At 70.9% G+C, this 15990-nt stretch carries 13 protein-coding genes and 1 pseudogene; 8 read left to right on the forward strand and 6 right to left on the reverse strand.

From position 1 onward, the window contains the following. Positions 1-51: 51 nt before the first annotated feature. Positions 52-1098: a GDSL-type esterase/lipase family protein gene (locus ACFY1U_RS23945; protein WP_390696154.1), complete on the reverse strand. Its 1047-nt coding sequence runs from the start codon at positions 1096-1098 to the stop codon at positions 52-54. A 206-nt stretch (positions 1099-1304) separates the two neighbouring features. On the opposite strand from ACFY1U_RS23945, the gene ACFY1U_RS23950 reads away from it, so the two are divergent. Further along, positions 1305-2981, forward strand: coding sequence for a rhamnogalacturonan lyase B N-terminal domain-containing protein (locus ACFY1U_RS23950; RefSeq protein ID WP_390696155.1), 1677 nt, complete (start codon positions 1305-1307; stop codon positions 2979-2981). 2 nt (positions 2982-2983) lie between these two features. Here ACFY1U_RS23950 and ACFY1U_RS23955 read toward each other — a convergent pair whose 3' ends face one another. After that, a complete protein-coding gene (locus ACFY1U_RS23955) occupies positions 2984-4396 on the reverse strand; it encodes an RICIN domain-containing protein (RefSeq protein ID WP_390696156.1) in 1413 nt (470 codons plus the stop codon). A 1-nt stretch (position 4397) separates the two neighbouring features. Next, a complete protein-coding gene (locus tag ACFY1U_RS23960; protein ID WP_390696157.1) occupies positions 4398-5486 on the reverse strand; it encodes a family 43 glycosylhydrolase in 1089 nt (362 codons plus the stop codon). Between the two features lie 185 nt (positions 5487-5671). Here ACFY1U_RS23960 and ACFY1U_RS23965 point away from each other — a divergent pair, with 185 nt between their 5' ends. The 3 genes and pseudogenes from ACFY1U_RS23965 to ACFY1U_RS23975 form a co-directional block, all read left to right on the forward strand. Then, on the forward strand, positions 5672-7774 hold the full coding sequence (locus ACFY1U_RS23965; protein ID WP_390696158.1) for an autotransporter: 2103 nt from the start codon (positions 5672-5674) through the stop codon (positions 7772-7774). A gap of 139 nt (positions 7775-7913) precedes the next feature. Then, positions 7914-8837, forward strand: a complete 924-nt coding sequence (gene mmuM, locus ACFY1U_RS23970; protein ID WP_390696159.1) for a homocysteine S-methyltransferase — start codon at positions 7914-7916, stop codon at positions 8835-8837. 59 nt (positions 8838-8896) lie between these two features. Next, a pseudogene (locus ACFY1U_RS23975) lies at positions 8897-9076 on the forward strand (substrate-binding domain-containing protein); the annotation flags it as partial. A gap of 13 nt (positions 9077-9089) precedes the next feature. On the opposite strand, the gene ACFY1U_RS23980 reads toward ACFY1U_RS23975, so the two are convergent. Continuing rightward, the gene (locus ACFY1U_RS23980; RefSeq protein WP_390696160.1) at positions 9090-10676 is read right to left on the reverse strand and encodes a carboxylesterase/lipase family protein; all 1587 of its coding nucleotides are present in this window, start codon (positions 10674-10676) and stop codon (positions 9090-9092) included. A 355-nt stretch (positions 10677-11031) separates the two neighbouring features. On the opposite strand from ACFY1U_RS23980, the gene ACFY1U_RS23985 reads away from it, so the two are divergent. From ACFY1U_RS23985 to ACFY1U_RS23995, 3 genes are all read left to right on the forward strand, one after another. Continuing rightward, entirely contained in the window at positions 11032-12072 is a 1041-nt protein-coding gene (locus tag ACFY1U_RS23985; RefSeq protein WP_390696161.1) for a LacI family DNA-binding transcriptional regulator, read from the forward strand. Between the two features lie 162 nt (positions 12073-12234). Next, positions 12235-12867, forward strand: a complete 633-nt coding sequence (locus ACFY1U_RS23990; protein WP_390696162.1) for a VOC family protein — start codon at positions 12235-12237, stop codon at positions 12865-12867. 53 nt (positions 12868-12920) lie between these two features. Beyond that, positions 12921-13322 (forward strand): VOC family protein, encoded by a 402-nt coding sequence (locus tag ACFY1U_RS23995; RefSeq protein ID WP_390696163.1) that lies wholly within the window; start codon positions 12921-12923, stop codon positions 13320-13322. Here ACFY1U_RS23995 and ACFY1U_RS24000 read toward each other — a convergent pair. Both ACFY1U_RS24000 and ACFY1U_RS24005 read right to left on the reverse strand, forming a co-directional pair. Next, complete coding sequence (locus ACFY1U_RS24000) at positions 13305-13991, reverse strand: DUF6597 domain-containing transcriptional factor (RefSeq protein ID WP_390696164.1); 687 nt, start codon at positions 13989-13991, stop codon at positions 13305-13307. The genes ACFY1U_RS23995 and ACFY1U_RS24000 overlap by 18 nt on opposite strands. 10 nt (positions 13992-14001) lie before the next feature. Then, positions 14002-14976, reverse strand: a complete 975-nt coding sequence (locus ACFY1U_RS24005) for a cupin domain-containing protein (protein WP_390696165.1) — start codon at positions 14974-14976, stop codon at positions 14002-14004. A gap of 80 nt (positions 14977-15056) precedes the next feature. Here ACFY1U_RS24005 and ACFY1U_RS24010 point away from each other — a divergent pair, with 80 nt between their 5' ends. Continuing rightward, positions 15057-15899 carry an NmrA family NAD(P)-binding protein gene (locus tag ACFY1U_RS24010; RefSeq protein WP_390696166.1) on the forward strand — a complete coding sequence of 281 codons (843 nt, stop codon included), beginning with the start codon at positions 15057-15059 and terminating at the stop codon, positions 15897-15899. The last annotated feature ends 91 nt before the right edge of the window (positions 15900-15990 follow it).

The following is a 15990-nucleotide window of genomic DNA, read 5'->3' on the forward strand; positions in this document are numbered from 1 at the left end:
CGAAGGGCGGGACCTGGGGCGCCCCGGTTCCGGTCGAGACGCCCCAGGAGTTCATCCCACCCGCACCAGTCCCTCCGGTACCAGATGCTGGGCGACAAGCGCGTCGCGGACAAGTCCCGCGTACACCGTGGCGCCGTGGACGGAGGTGTGGGTGTTGTCCTTCTTCTCGTTGTACAGGTAGATCGCCTTGGAGCCCTCGACACCCAGGGACTCCACCAGCGCCTTCGTCTCGGCCGTCAGGTCGACGAGCGGCACGTGCTGCGCCGCGGCGACCGAGCGGATGACAGCAGGATGGTCCACTCCGAGACTGTTGACCAGCAGTGCGGTGTCGTTGTTCAAAGTCCCGTCCGCATTGAACCAGCGCCGCACGACGGGAGTCACGAGCACCGGTTCGCCGCCCTTCTCCCGTACACCTGCCACCAGTGTCCCCAAGTTGGCCCGGTACGTCGCCTCGTCCGTGGTCTTGTCATTGTGGGCGAGCTGGATCAGGACCAGGTCGCCGGGGCGGATCAGCGGCTGGACGGTGGCCCAGAGCCGCGGGTTCCGCAGATACGTCACCGTACTCTCGCCGGAGTCGGCGTAGTTGGCGACGGACAGGCCCTTGCGGAGGTACTGCGGCAGCTGCTGGCCCCAGCCGGAGTACGGGGCGGCGGGCTGGTCGCAGACGGTGGAGTCGCCGACCAGGAGGATCCGGCGGGCGTGCCGGGCGGGTGTGACGCTGATACCGGCGAGCGCGGGGGCCGAGCCGCCGACCGCCAGATCCAGACCGGGAGTTCCGTCCGGTCCGGTCGGCTCGCCCTCCGGCGTGCGCACGTTAACGGTGAAGCTGCGGGCGACGCGTCCACCGGCCGCCACGGGTGTCTCGGGCAGCAGGGAGCGCCGGGTCTCGCCACTGATGCTCGTGCTGGACGCGGCCTCGCCGCCGAGGAGGACCTTCACGTCGTACGTGCCGGGCGGGACGTCGAAGTGGCAGGCGCCGGCGGTGCAGTTCTCGATGCCCAGGGGGCGGTGCCCCTCGTGCGCCTGGGCCGGTGCGGCCGCCGTGAGGCCGGCGCTCAGCATCAGCGCCGCCGGCAGGGCGAGCTTGAAACGTCTCACTCGCGTGTCCCTCCGAGGAAACGACCGAACGGCAAGGCCGGGCGGCAGGGACCGTACCGCTCTGAACAAGCGCTTTCTAGACCTTGAACGGATTTCACAAGATGGCCAACCTCCTGCGCGTGAAAGCCCTTTCGCGAAATCGATTCAACTGTCACCCTCACAACCACTCGCACCACCCCACACGGCTTCCGGAGGAGGCACCCCCCATGTCCGAGACCGCGAACAGACCGCTCGGCCGCCGCACCTTCGTCCTCGGTTCCGCCGCTGCCGCCGGGACGGCCGCCCTCGCCGGGCCGCTCGCCGCCCCGGCGTCGGCCGCGGGCTTCGGCTACTCCGACGACGGCTCGAACTACGTCGTCGACACCGGCGCCAGCCTGGTCTTCAAGGTCAGCAAGACCAACGGCGACCTGACCTCGCTGGTCTACAAGGGCACCGAGTACCAGGGCTACGGCGGCAAGAACTCGCACATCGAGTCGGGCCTCGGCACCTCCACCGTGACCGTCAAGCAGTCCGGTTCGACGATCCTGATCTCCGTCGCCCACGGCACCCTCAGGCACTACTACGCGGCGCGCAGCGGCGAGAACAACGTCTACCTGTGGACCAACAAGGCGGACGACTCGGTCAGCGCCACCCGTTACATCGTGCGCGTCAAGGCCGGCATGTTCCTCAACGACGAGCCCGACTCGTACACCTACGCGCCGACCACCGTCGAGGCCTCGGACGTCTTCGCGAAGTCCGACGGCCAGACCCGCTCCAAGCACTACTCGAAGCTCCGGGTCATCGACTACGACTACATCGGCTGGTCCACGGGGAGCGTCGGCCTGTACGTGGTCCGCTCCAACCACGAGAAGGCCTCCGGTGGCCCGTTCTACCGCTCCCTGCTGCGCCACCAGAGCGCCGACGGCGGCGGCCTGTACGAGATCCTCTACTACGGCGAGAACCAGACCGAGGCCCAGCGCTTCGGCCTGCAGGGCCCGTATGTCATCGCCTTCACGGACGGCGGCGCACCCTCCTCCGCGCTGTACCACGCGAACCTCACCACCCCCTGGGCGGACTCGCTCGGCATCTCGGGATACGTCGCGGCGAGCGGACGCGGCAAGGTCGCCGGCGTCGGGATCACCGGCCGGAACACGGCGTTCCCGTACACCGTCGGGCTCGCCAACCCGGCCGCGCAGTACTGGGGTCCGGCCCGCTCCTCGGACGGCTACTTCTCCATTCCGGGGGTGCTGCCGGGGACGTACACCCTGACCGTCTTCAAGGGGGAACTGGCCGTCTACAGCAGTTCGGTGACGGTCACCGCGGGCGGTACGACCACCCTCAACACCCTCGCGATCCCTTCGTCGAACGACCCGGGCAACGCGAGCGCGATCTGGCGCATCGGGGACTGGAACGGCTCGCCGAGCGGGTTCAAGAACGCGGACCTCATGACGTACGCGCATCCGTCGGACAGCCGGGCCGCGTCCTGGACCGGCAACGTCGTCATCGGCAGCGGAACGGAGACCTCGGCCTTCCCCTGCTACCTCTGGAAGGACGTCAACAGCGGCATCACCGTCTACTTCAAGCTGACGGCCGCGCAGGCCGCCGCCGCGCACACCCTGCGCATCGGTGTGACGACGGCGTACGCCAACGGACGGCCGCAGATCAGCGTCAACGACTGGACCTCGTCGATCCCCTCGCCGCCCGACCAGCCGAGCACCAGGTCGCTGACCGTGGGCTCGTACCGGGGCAACAACCACACGTTCACCTACAGCGTTCCGGCGAGTGCCTGGCTCGCCGACACCAGCCAGTACAACGTGCTGAGGATCAACGTGGTGAGCGGCTCGGGGACGACGTCCTTCCTCAGTGCGGGCACGTCGATCGACGCGATCGATCTGCTGACCTGAGGTCAAGTCCCGCGCGTCCACTGCTGGTTGGTGCCTCCGTTGCAGGTGTACGTGATGATGGCGGCGGAGTTGACGGTGGACGCGCCGGACACGTCCAGGCACTCGTCGCTCGCCCGGGACTTGACGTTGGCGTAGGAGCCGGACGTGGTCAGCGACCACTGCTGGGTGGTGGCCGCGCTGCTGCAGTTCTCCTGGGTGACCGTGCTCGCGTTCTCCTGCACGCACAGGGAGCTGTTCCTGACGACCAGCTGGTAGTAGCCGCTGCCGAGGGACTTGAACCAGTACTTCTGGTTGGTGCCGCCGTTGCAGTCGTACTGCTTGATCTGGGCGCCCTGCCACAGCGACTGGCTGGTGACGTCGGCGCACCTGCCGCTGTGCCGCGCGATCAGCGTGTTGTACGTGGCACTGGTGCCGGTGACGGTCCCGGCGGCCGTGTCGACGGTGATCTCCGGGGACCAGGACAGGGACATGGAGGTGGAGCTCGGGAAGGTCAGCGGCAGCCAGACGTACCGGGAGTCGTTGACCGTGCCACCGAAGGAGTTGCCCCAGCGGTCGCCCATGTAGAGGTACGAGGTGCCCGAAGTCCCCTGGACGGAAAGGACGTACGCGGTCTGCGATCCGTAGGCGGTGGAGTCGCCGACGTTCGTCATCGAGGTCCACGGGCCGGAGAGACTGGTGGCGGTGGCGTACTGCTGCTGGTTGGGGTTCCAGCCGGTGGCCGCGGAGGTCAGCATGAAGTAGACGCCGTCCCGCTTGAACAGGGCCGGGGCCTCGCGGTGGCCGCCGGGCCACGGGTTGGCGACCAGAGAGGCGATGCCGGTGTAGTCGGCGGTGAGCTTGTAGATGTGCAGGTCGTAGTTCTCGTTGGCGGCCGACACCATGTACGCGGTGCCGTCGGTGTCGACGAACGTGGTGATGTCCCGGGACATGTACTGGCCGAGCGGCTGGAAGCTGCCCTGGTAGGTATAGTTCCCGTCGACGGTGTCGGAGACGGCGACGGCCGCACGGGCCTGGCTGTAGTCGACGCCGTTCTCCTTGTGCATCCACATCACGAACTGGCCCGTGGAGGCGTTGTAGATGACCTTCGGGCGCTCGATGTAGGCGGTTCCGAGCTCGGAGGCGGACGACTGGGTCAGGACGTGGTGGGTGAACTCCCAGTTCTTCAGGTCGGTGGAGCGGTAGGCGTTCACGTACCTGAAGGTGTTGTCGCTGTTGCGGTCCTCGCCGAACCAGTAGTAGTACGAGCCGACCTTGATGACGCCGCCACCGTGGGCGTGGACCGGGTTGCCCGAAGTGTCCGTGAACTGGACGCCGTTGGGGACGGTCTGAGCGGCGGCCTGCGCGGGTCCGGCGGTCGCGAGAGCACCGAAGAGGGACAGACAGAGGGCGAGCAGCACGGCGTACGCACGTCTCATCTCACGCACTCTCCTTCACGGAGCCGGCGACCGTGTCGGCCACGGGAATGCCGAAGTGGGGGGTGCCGTCCGGGTTCCAGCCCAGCTTCTGGATCCGGGTGTGGCGGTTGGGGTCGTTCAGGGGGTCGCCGGTGATCTCCTTGTACTGGCGGGCGTGGTAGACGAGGACGTCGCTGCGGCCGTCCTCGGCGACCGTGAAGCAGTTGTGGCCGGGGCCGTACTGCTTGGTGGTGTCGTTGCTGGTGAAGACCGGGGTCGGCGACTTGGACCAGTGGGCGGGGTCCATCAGGTCGGCGTTCGCGTCGGCGGTCAGCAGGCCCATGCAGTAGTGGTAGTCGGTGGCGGACGCCGAGTAGGAGAGGAAGAGACGGCCGTTGCGGGCGAGGACCGCGGGGCCCTCGTTGACCTTGTAGCCGACGGTCTCCCAGTCGTACTCCGGGGTGGAGAGCCGCACTTGAGGCCCCGTCAGGGTCCAGGGGTTCGCCATCTTCGACAGCCACAGGGCGGTGTTGTTGTCCATGCCGGGCTCGTGCTGGGCCCAGACGAGATAGCGGGTGCCCCGGTGGCTGAAGGTGGTGGCGTCCAGGGAGAAGGTCTCCCAGGCGGTCTTCACCTGGCCCCTCTCCACCCAGGTTCCCTTGAAGGGATCGGGGCCGGCGTTCTCCAGGACCCAGATGCGGATGTCCCAGACGCTCTCGGCGGGCGCGGAGGCGAAGTAGATGTACCACTTGCCGCCGATGCGGTGGATCTCCGGGGCCCAGATGTGCGCGCCCATGACCCCCGTGGCGTGCTTGGTCCAGATGACGGACTCGGCGGCGGTCGCAAGGCCGTTCAGGGTGCGGGAGCGGCGCAGGATGATGCGGTCGTACTCGGGGACGGTGGCCGTGAAGTAGTAGTGGCCGTCGGTGTGGCGGTGGATGTAGGGATCGGCGCGCTGACGGACGAGGGGGTTCACGAACGGGGCCGCCTTCGCGGTCGGTGCGGCGGTGGCCGCGGCGGGGGTGGCCGCCAGGGCGCCCGCGGCCAGGGCGGCTCCCTTCAGCATCAGGCGACGGCTGGGGACTTGGGGCAGGTCGTCGTTGCGGCTCATGCGGCTGCCTCTCAGGGGGGCGTTCGAGGTAGCGAACAACATCTGACATTACGAACGCCGAAAAGGTATGGGTGTGGAACGAGGAGGTCAACGGGTCTGACGCGACTGGCAGACAGCGCTTTCCCAATGTCGGCCGTACGGCAGTTTTTCTGTTATCGGCGGCCCCCCGGCCCGTCTCCTCTGATGTGCGCAGCCATACCCACCAGACAGCAGCCGTCGCCGGAGCCCTCGCGGCCGTCGCCGCCCTGCTCTCCACCGCTCCCCCCGCGGCCGCCGTCGGTACCCGTGACGTCACCGCCGATGTGCTCGCCGACCGGGACGTGACGCTCACCGGCGACGCCGTGGTGACCGTGCCGTCCGGGACGACGACGTACGACGGGGTGTTCCGCGGCGAGGGCACCCTCACGGTCCGCGGCGGCGGCACGCTGGTCCTCACCAAGGACAGCGACTTCACGCTCCCCGGATCCCGTCAGCGGCAGGTGGTGAGGACGCAGGGCGGCAACCACCCGTACGTCACCACGGCCGACGCCGACCCGCCCGCGATCACCGTCGAGCGGGGCGCGACCCTGCAGTACGGCAACGGCGGGACGACCGGGCTGATCGGGCACTTCCCGTACAACACCCCGGGGTTCCGGCTCAACCAGGACAACATCCGGGTCGACGGCACGCTGCGGCTGTCGCTGACGAGCGCCTACAACCTGGGCACGATCAGCGGCTCGGGCCTGATCACGCAGCCGCGCTTCCTGTGGGGCAGCTGGGCCCTGTCGGGCACTCACCCCTTCTCGGGGGTGATCGACAACGGCACGCAGCTCAGCGCCGGCGCGCCGGAGTTCGCCACCTCGCTGCCGAACGTGCGCAAGGTCCTCAACCAGGGCACCTGGACCGTGGACACGCCTCTCGGTCAGACCGTCACCATGGGCATGGACTTCTACCAGCGCGAGTACGGCAGTGACATCAACGTCCAGTCCCGGCCCGGCAGCAAGGTGATCCTGACCGGCCAGTACAGCTGGTCGAACCAGGGCGGCGACACCGACCCCTCACTCAGCGACCCGTCCCTGAACTGGACACCCGCGCACAAGAACGTCAACAAGCGCGGCACCAACATCAAGGGCGCGAACGTCCAGTGGGGCGACGGCACGACCGACAAGATCTTCATGCCGGGCACGGCAGAGACCGTTTACATCAACCTGCTTGCGGCGCGCTCCCGTTCGCTGCTCACGTTCGACTACGACGGGCCGGTGACGCTGGGCGCTCCCATCGGCGGCGGCAGGTTCCACGACACGCTGGCCGCGCCCGGCGCCGGGGACATCGTCATCAAGGGGACGAGGGGCAACGATGTGACCTTCGCCGCCGTCCAGTACTACAACGGCTCGACGACGGTCGAGAGGGGCGCGGTACTGCGACTGGGCAGCGGCAGGCCGGGCGGGGACGGCGGGCTCTACACCAAGGGCGACCTCTACCAGGTGGTCGACAACGGCTCGCTGGTGCTGAACAACACGGGCAAGGCCCTGGCCCTGTCCCGGATCGGCGGCAGCGGATCCCTGACGCAGACCGGGGCCGCCGCGGCCACCCTGACGGGAAGCCAGGTGACGTACACCGGCACGACGACGGTCGAGAAGGGCACCCTGGCGCTGCGCTCCGGCGCGAGCCTCGTCCACAGCAGGGCGATCAGACTCAGCTCGGCGGGCTCGCGGCTCGACCCCGGCCCGTCCGGACTGCGCGTGGCCACCACGCTGACCGGCAAGGGCACCGTGAAGGGGGCCGTGACCAACGACGGTGTCGTGACGGGCGGGGTCACGGTCGCCGGGAGCTACACACAGAGCGCGAAGGGCGAACTGGTCCTGGGCGCCGCGCCGTTGCAGGTGACGGGATCGTCGGTCCGGCTGGCCGGAAACCTCGATCTGTCGGCCGCCGGGGCACAACCGGCCCCTGCGATCACCCTCATCGAGCACTCGGGGAGGTCAAAGACCACCGGCGCCTTCAAGGGGCTCAAGGAAGGCACACGGCTGAAGCTAGCCGGCACCACGTACCGGATCAGTTACCACGGCGGCGACGGCAATGACGTCACCCTGACCGCGGCCGCCGGGAGCCACTCCCCGACCGCCACCCACCCGGATACGGCATCGTCCGGCGTGGCGGCGGGCGGCACCGCGAACAGCGCGAGCAGCGGCCTCGGCTGGTGGCCGTACGTGCTGGCGGCGGGGCTGCTCGTCGGGCTCGTGGTGCCGGCGGTCAGGCGCGGGCGCAGGGGCGCGCGGAGGGGTGGGCGGCATGCGGCGCACGGTTGACCGCCGCTGTATCGCCTCACGCGGACGGTGTGGACGTCTCCCCCGCCGGTTCCCGCTTCGGGCGTCCCACATGTTGGGCGGTCTGTTCACGTGATGGACGTGAACGGTCGTCACCGGCGCCTTCGGCTAGCGTCTTCACATGAGCAGCGACACCCCTTCCTCCCTGGCCGAGGCCCTCGCCGCCGGATCCGTCGTCCTCGACGGCGGCATGTCCAACCAGCTCGAGTCCGCCGGGCACGACCTGAGCGACGAGCTGTGGTCGGCGCGGCTGCTCGCCGAGCGGCCCGAGGCGATCACCGAGGCGCATCTCGCGTACTACGAGGCGGGCGCGGACGTGGCGATCACGTCGAGCTACCAGGCCACGTTCGAGGGGTTCGCGGGGCGCGGGATCGGACGGGAGAAGGCGGCCGAACTGCTCGCGCTGAGTGTGGAGTTGGCGCGCGAGGCGGCGCGGCGGGCGCAGGCGAAGGGGGTCTCGCGGCCGCTGTGGGTGGCCGCGTCGGTCGGCCCGTACGGGGCGATGCTCGCGGACGGCTCCGAGTACCGGGGGCGGTACGGGCTGAGCGTCGACGAGCTGGAGCGCTTCCACCGGCCCCGGCTGGAGGTGCTGGCCGCTGCCCGTCCGGACGTGCTGGCGCTGGAGACGGTGCCGGATGCCGACGAGGCGGCGGCGCTGCTGCGTGCGGTGCGGGGACTCGGCGTCCCCGCCTGGCTCTCCTACTCGGTCGACGGTGACCGGACTCGGGCCGGGCAGCCGCTGGAGGAGGCGTTCGGTCTTGCGGCCGAGGTGGACGAGGTGATCGCTGTCGGCGTGAACTGCTGTGCGCCGGAGGACGTGGAGGGGGCGGTTCGCACTGCCGTCCGGGTCACTGGGAAGCCTGTCGTTGTCTACCCCAACAGTGGGGAGGCCTGGGATGCGCAGGCGCGTGCCTGGGCCGGGCGTTCCACCTTCACCTCCGAGCAGGTGAGGGGGTGGCGGGGCGCCGGTGCGCGGCTGATCGGCGGGTGCTGCAGGGTAGGGCCTGCGGCCATCGCGGGGATCGCCGGGGTCCTGCGGGACTGAGCGGTCCGCTCTGTCGCCGTAGGGCTTCCGTTGTCCCGCGACTGCGGCTTCGCCGTGGTGACCTCCCCTTCGCCCGCGACCTGCACCCCGCCCTGACCACGGTGCATGTCCCGTACGAGGAACTGGGCCGGCTCGCCGTCCGCACCGCCCTGGGCCGCACCCCGGAGACCCCGGACGAGCATCTGCTGCTGGGGACGCCTGTGGTGGTGCGGGACTCCGTGGCGGCGGTTCGGCAGTAGCAGCCTCCGGTGGTCACTGGCGGCGGACCGAGCCGGGCAGCCGCAGCCGCCGTACGACCGACCGCAGTTCCGCGCTGCGTGTGGGCGAACCGTCGACCGGGACCGATGCGGGCGCGGAGGGCGGAGCCCTGAGGGCGTCGGCGGTCCACAGGGCGATTTCGGCGTCCCGTGGCCCGTGGACGGTGCGGGGCTCGCCCGCGTCGAAGATCCGCACCGGATGTGTGGCGTCCCAGGGCTCCCAGCCGGGGTTCCCGTCGGCCGCGAACCGCACCCACGCCGCGTGCATGGCGTCGGCCAGCCCGTCAGGTGCTCCCTCACCTGCCAGTTTGCGGGATTCCGGTAGGTCGCCGGTGTCGAAGACGAAGCCGAGCTCCAGGGCGTGGCAGGCGCCGAGGTCGGGGAGGTTGGAGGGCCAGGCGAACTCGTACACGTACGACGTGCCGGGGCGGGCGTCGGCCAGGTGGTGCAGCGGGAGGCGCAGCAGGTGGTCGGTGACCATCTGGCCGACGATCTCGGCGGTGCCGGCCTCGGGGTGCAGGGTGCGGTAGCCGCGGGGCACCTCGATGTTGCAGTGGCAGCGGGCCATGGCGCCGGCGAGGGCGACGGCGCCCAGGTGGTCGACGCGCTCCAGGAGGCCGCCGGGGACGAGCCAGAGGCGGTACTCGTCGCGGGTCCAGCCCGTCATCAGGTCGACGCCGCGCGCAACGTCGCCGTCGATGAGCGCCTCCAAGGGGTCGCGCGGCACCAGGTCGCCGTCGACGACGATCCCGAAGGAGGGGCCGCCGAGCACCGGGCTGCTGAGTTTGCCCACGTCGGCCTGGGTGCGCAGGAGCAGTTCGCGGTCGACGTCGGCGAAGGCCGCAGCGGTGGCGGGGATCTTCAGCCGGGTGGCCATGCGGCGCACCATGCGCCGTACCTTGTCCCGTTCGAACGCCTCGGGCGGCCCGCTCTGCAGGACCGCCCGCCGTACCAGCCCCTGCGCCTGCGGGGCGGCCAGCAGGGCGCCGATGCTGATCGCCCCCGCGGACTGCCCGGCGACGGTGATCCGGTCGGGGTCGCCGCCGAAGGCCCCGATCGACTCGTGCACCCACCGCAGGGCGGCGAGCTGGTCGCGCAGGCCGGGGTTGGCGGGGGCGTCCGGGAACAGTCCGTAGCCCTCGACTCCCAGCCGGTAGTTGACCGAGACCAGGACGACGCCGTCGCGGGCGAAGTTCCGCCCGTCGTACACGGGCACAGCAGAGGATCCCCTGGTCAGAGCGCCGCCGTGTAGCCATACAAGTACCGGGAGCCGGGCCCCGGGGCCCGGCTCGGGCGTCCACACGTTCAGATTGAGGCAGTCGTCACCGGGGATGACCGGGTCGGACAGGTACTTCTCGAAGGCCTCGGAGTACGGCGGCTTCGGCGGCGTCGGCCCGAACGCGCCCGCGTCACGCACGCCGTCCCAGGGCTCGGGCGGCGCCGGGGGCCGGAACCTGCGGGGGCCGAAGGGCGGCGCGGCGTAGGGGATGCCGCGGAACACCGCGATGCCCTGCTCGTACCGGCCGCGTACGGCTCCGTACGGCGTGCTCACCACCGGGTCTGCCTGGACTGCTGCCGTCATACGACCATCAGCCTCCTTACCGCGCCACAACACCGGTAACACCAGAGCACCACAGATCGCCCCGGTATTCCGGTGCAGAGCGCGATCCGGCGGCTGCTTGGCGTACATCAGGGTGCCGAAACCGAGCTGGTCGTAGCCCCCGCTGGTGGACCCGTAGTCACCTCTTCCGCCTTGCCCCCTGCTGGGCGCCGAGCAGCGCCGCGTTCGAAGTTTCGAAAGTCTGAAACCGCGAAGACCTGGGAAGTCCGGCCTCTTCCCGATGTGATCGGGTGAAATTAGTGTAGGAAGCGCTTACCGTTTCCGCGCTGGTCGAAACTTTTCATGGCCCTCGGGCGGGCCGGAGAGGTGGTTCCCGATGGTCCGCACGGGGAGTGCGAGCGTGGCGGCCGGGCCGACGCTGGCGGTCGTGGCCCGCGAGGCGGGGGTGTCGGTGCCGACCGCGTCCAAGGTGGTCAACGGCCGTGAGGACGTGGCCCCGGAAACGCGCCGCCGCGTCACGGAGGCCCTGGACCGGCTCGGCTATGTCCGCAGACCCCGCTTCGACGCGGCGAAGGTGCCGGGGCTGGTCGACCTGGTCGTGCACTCGCTGGAGAGTTCCTGGTCGGGGGCGGTGCTGCACGGTGTGGAGGCGGCCGCGCACGACGTGGGTCTCGAGGTGGTCGTCTCGGCGGGACTCACCCGCACCCGTGGCGGGCGCCCTGAGCGCGGCTGGCTGGACAAGCTGATCGCGCGCGGTTCGTCCGGGGTGCTGTTCAACCTGGCCGAGCTGACGCCGTCGCAGTACGCCTGGCTGGACACGCACCGCATCCCGTACGTCCTGATCGACCCGGTCCTCGAACCGCCGCCGGGAGTGGTCTCGGTGGGCGCGGCGAACTGGCAGGGCGGGGTCACCGCGACCGAGCACCTGCTCTCCCTCGGCCACGAACGCATCGCCGTCATCGCCGGTCACCAGCGCAAGATGTGCAGCAGCGCCCGCGTCGCCGGGTACCGCTCGGCCCTCGCGTCGGCGGGGGTGCGGCATCGGCCGGAGTACGTCCGGCACGCCGGCTTCGACGTGAGCGTCGCGCACCGGCGCATGCTGGATCTCCTGGACCTGCCCGAGCCGCCGACGGCGGTCTTCGTCTGCTCCGACCACATGGCGTTGGGGGTGTACGAGGCCCTGGCCGCACGGGGGTTGCGGGTTCCGGACGACATCAGCGTGGTGGGCTTCGACGATCTGCCCGAGGCGCGGTGGATCGCTCCCGCCCTGACGACGATTCGGCAGCCGTTGTCCGAGATGGCGGCGGGGGCGTTGCACTTGCTTGTGCGGATGATGGCCGGGGATCGGCCGGAGGGGACGCGTACGGAGTTGTCCACCCGGCTGGTGGAGCGTGCCAGCACGGGACGCCCGCGCTGAGCGCAAGCCGGGAGTGCCGCTGTACGTCGTTCGTCTGCGGCCGCGTCGTGGCTGGTCGCGCCCGCGCGGCGGTAGCCGCATATCGACACGGCCCCGCGCCCCTGAATGCCGCTGCCGCACAGGCGTTCCATTGTGGTGGCCGGCTGCGTAGCCTCGGCTGGGATGAACGACATTCCCGTGCATCTGGACCATCTCGTCCTTGCGACGCCCGAACTCGCCGCGACGGTAGCCGACTTCGCCCGGCGTACCGGTGTGACGCCTCCGGCCGGCGGGGCTCATGTCGGCTTCGGTACCCGCAACCACCTGGTGTCGCTGGGCGGGTCGAGCTATCTGGAGATCATCGGCCCCGATCCGGAGCAGTCCGGGCCTGAGGGCCCCCGGCCGTTCGATGTCGACCAGTTGACCTCCGCACGGACGGTGACCTGGGCGATCAGCCCGCCGGATCTGGACGCTGCGGTCGCCGAGGCACGGGCGCGGGGGTACGACCCCGGTCCGGTGAGGCCGATGAGCCGGCGCCGGCCGGACGGCACGCTGCTGGAGTGGCGGCTGACCGACGGCGACACCGCACACCCGTCCGGTCTCGTGCCCTTCCTCATCGACTGGGGGTCCTCGGCCCACCCCACAGCGGCAGGGCTGCCCGTCACTCCCCTGCTCCGGGTGTCGGCCACCGCTCCGGACCCCGACGAGATACGCCTCCTGCTGTCCGCCGTCGGGACCGAGCTCGTCGTGACCGAAGGGCCGGTGGGTCTCTCGTTCACGGTGGACACCCCTCGCGGGCCGGTGACCTTCAGCTGAGCGTGTCCGATTCCTTCAAGACCGGCCGCCGGTGTGCTGCCTACGGTGACGGCATGACTCCACAATTCGCCGTGATCGGCCTGGTCGCCTCCGACATGGCCGCCTCACTCGCCTTCTACCGTCGCCTCGGGCTCGTCTTCCCGGAGGGCTCCGAGGACCAGCCGCACGTCAACGCCGAGCTGCCCGGCGGGCTGATCCTCGCACTGGACACCGAGGACACCATCCGTTCCTTTAACGCAGACTGGCAGCCGCCGGCCGGTGGCGGCCGGATCTCGCTCGCCTTCACGTGCGGATCGCCCGCCGAGGTCGACTCCGTGTACGAGGATCTCGTGGGCGCCGGGTACCACGGCGAGCTCAAGCCGTGGGACGCCTTCTGGGGACAGCGGTACGCGACCGTGCACGACCCGGACGGCAACGGCGTCGACCTGTTCGCGCAGCTACCCGCGGCCGAGTAGCTCCCCGAGCCGCAGCCCCGCCAACTCCTTGACGTCCCGCGCCAGATGGGCCTGGTCGGCGAACCCGGACCGGGCCGCCGTCTCCGCGAACGGCACCCCTTCGCGGGCCAGCCCCAGGGCCCGCTGCAGCCGCAGCACCCGGGCCAGCATCTTGGGACCGTAGCCGAAGGCGGCCAGGGAGCGGCGGTGCAACTGGCGGGCGCCCAGGCCGAGTTCGTCGGCGGTGGCCGCGACCGGGCGGCCCTCGCCGAGGGCGGCCACGAGGTGTCGTAGCAGCGGGTCGGGGGGTTCGGTGTCGGCGGCCAGCCGCAGCGCCAACTCCTCCAGGCCGCCTGCCGGTTCGGCGGCGGCGTTCACCCGGGCGGTGAGGCGGCGGACCTCCGCGGCCGGCCGCAGTTCGCTGAGCGGCACGCGCCGGTCGCGCAGTTCGTGCGCGGGTACGCCGAGGAGAGCGGGGGCGGTGCCGGGGTAGAAGCGGACGCCCACCCACACTCCGGGCTCGCCCTCGGTGACGTACGCGTGTGTGTCGGGGCCCGCGACCAGCAGCCGGCCCTGGTGCCACAGCAGGTCCATGCAGCCGTCGGGCAGCACGCGCCCGGCTCCCGCCTCGGACGGGGTGTTCGTCCACACGACGGCCCCGGTCAGCCGGGACGCCCTCTCCGTGTACACATACGGAAGGCTACGCCGTCCGCGTCCGGTGCTCCTGCGGGCTCACGCCGTACACCCGCTTGAAGGCGCTGGACAGTGCGAACGCGCTGCCGTAGCCGACCTGGCGGGCGATCGCCTCCAGGGTGTCGTCGGTGTCGCGCAGCCGGTCGGCGGCCAGCGCCAGGCGCCGGCCGGTCAGATACGTCATCGGGGGCTCGCCCAGGAGACCGGTGAAGCGGCGGGCGAGGGCCGCCCGGGAGACTCCCGCCTCGGCCGCGAGGGAGGCGACCGTCCAGGGGTGGGCGGGGTCGTCGTGGAGCAGCCGGACGACCCGGCCCACCACGGGGTCCGCGAGCGCCCGGTACCAGGCCGGTGCCGCCGCCTCCGGGCGGGCGAACCAGGCCCTGAGCGCGGCGATCACCAGCAGGTCGAGGAGGCGGTCCAGGACGACCTCCTGGCCCGGCTCGTCCCGCACGATCTCCTCCATGAGGAGCGGGGTGAGCGGGCAGTCCCACACGTCGGGGGTGAGGGTCAGCAGCGGCGGCAGGGCGTCCAGCAGGCGCCCGCTGACCTCGCCCTGCCACAGATAGGTGCCGATCAGCATGACGGCCGACCCGTCGAGCCGGTCGCCCCAGGTACGCACGCCGAGGTCCATGACGCCGTTGAGGGAACGCCCGTCTGGGTAGCGGCACTCGGCACCCGGCAGGATCAGCGCCTGCGGCTGGGTCTCGGGGGCGTCGGCACAGGTGTACGGGTCCGGACCGCGCGCGATGGCGAGGTCGCCGGGCCGCAGCAGCACCCTCCCCAAGCCTTCGGCCGGGGGGACCCCCATCTCGCTTCGCTCGCCCGCGTCCGGCATGATCCACGCCTCACCGCGGACCATCAGCATGACGGTGAGCGGGGCACGGTCCTCGATCCGTACGCACCAGGGCGGTTCGAAACACGCCCGGATCATGAAGGCGCCCCGCGCGCGGGGTCCGTCGAGGAGACCTGCAAGGGGGTCCATGCCGTGAGCGTAGACGCCCGCGCATGGGAATGAGCCGTTCAGCGATGGGGTCCTGGGACGTGCGGCCCTTGACTGGGGGCATGACTGAGAACGCAGCGAACACGCAGAACACGACGGTTGTGGTCACCGGTGCCTCGGGGCGCACCGGGAGCCGCGTGGCGCGGTCGGCACGGGCGGCGGGGCTCGGGGTGCGGGCCGCGTCCCGCGCCCACGGTTTCGACTGGGAGGACCCGACGACCTGGGCGAAGACCCTGCGGGGCGCCGACGCGGCGTACCTGATGTACCCGTCCGACGTCGGTGCCCCCGCCGCGGCCGAGGGCGTCGGGGAGCTCGCCCGGCAGGCGGTCGGGCTCGGGGTGCGGCGGCTGGTGCTGCTGTCGGCGCGCGGCGAGGAGCAGGCGCTGGCGACCGAGGAGGCGCTGAAGGCGTCGGGTGCGGACTGGACGGTGGTACGGGCCGCGTGGTTCGCGCAGAACTTCAGCGAGGGGCCGCTGGTGGAGGAGGTGCGCAGGGGGGAGCTGGTGTTTCCGGCCGGTGAGGTGCGGGAGCCGTTCGTCGATGTGCGGGACATCGCCGAGGTCGTCGCGGTCGCTCTGACGTCCGGGGGGCGGTATGTCGGGCGGACGGTGGAGGTGACCGGGCCTCGGCTGCTGTCGTTCCGCGAGGCGGTCGCGGAGATCTCTGCGGCGATCGGTACGCCGGTTTCCTATACGCCGGTGCCTGCGCGGGCTTACGGCGAGGCGCTGACCGGGTTCGGCGTGCCGGCCGAGGAGGCGGAGTTTCTGGTGGGGGTGTTCGAGGGGCTGCTCGATGGGCGCAATGCGCGTCTCACGGACGGGATCCGGCAGGTGTTGGGGCGTGCGCCCCGGGACTTCGGGGATTTCGTGCGGGAGGCCGCGGCGGCAGGGGTGTGGAAGGTGTAGCGGGGAGCGCCCTCGGGGTGCGGGATGTCTGCGAGGTGCGGGCCGTCTGTGGCTGGTCGCGACGGAGCCGCACATCGACACAGCCCCGCGC

The sequence above is a fragment of the Streptomyces sp. NPDC001351 genome (genome assembly GCF_042896045.1).
Classification (GTDB): domain Bacteria; phylum Actinomycetota; class Actinomycetes; order Streptomycetales; family Streptomycetaceae; genus Streptomyces.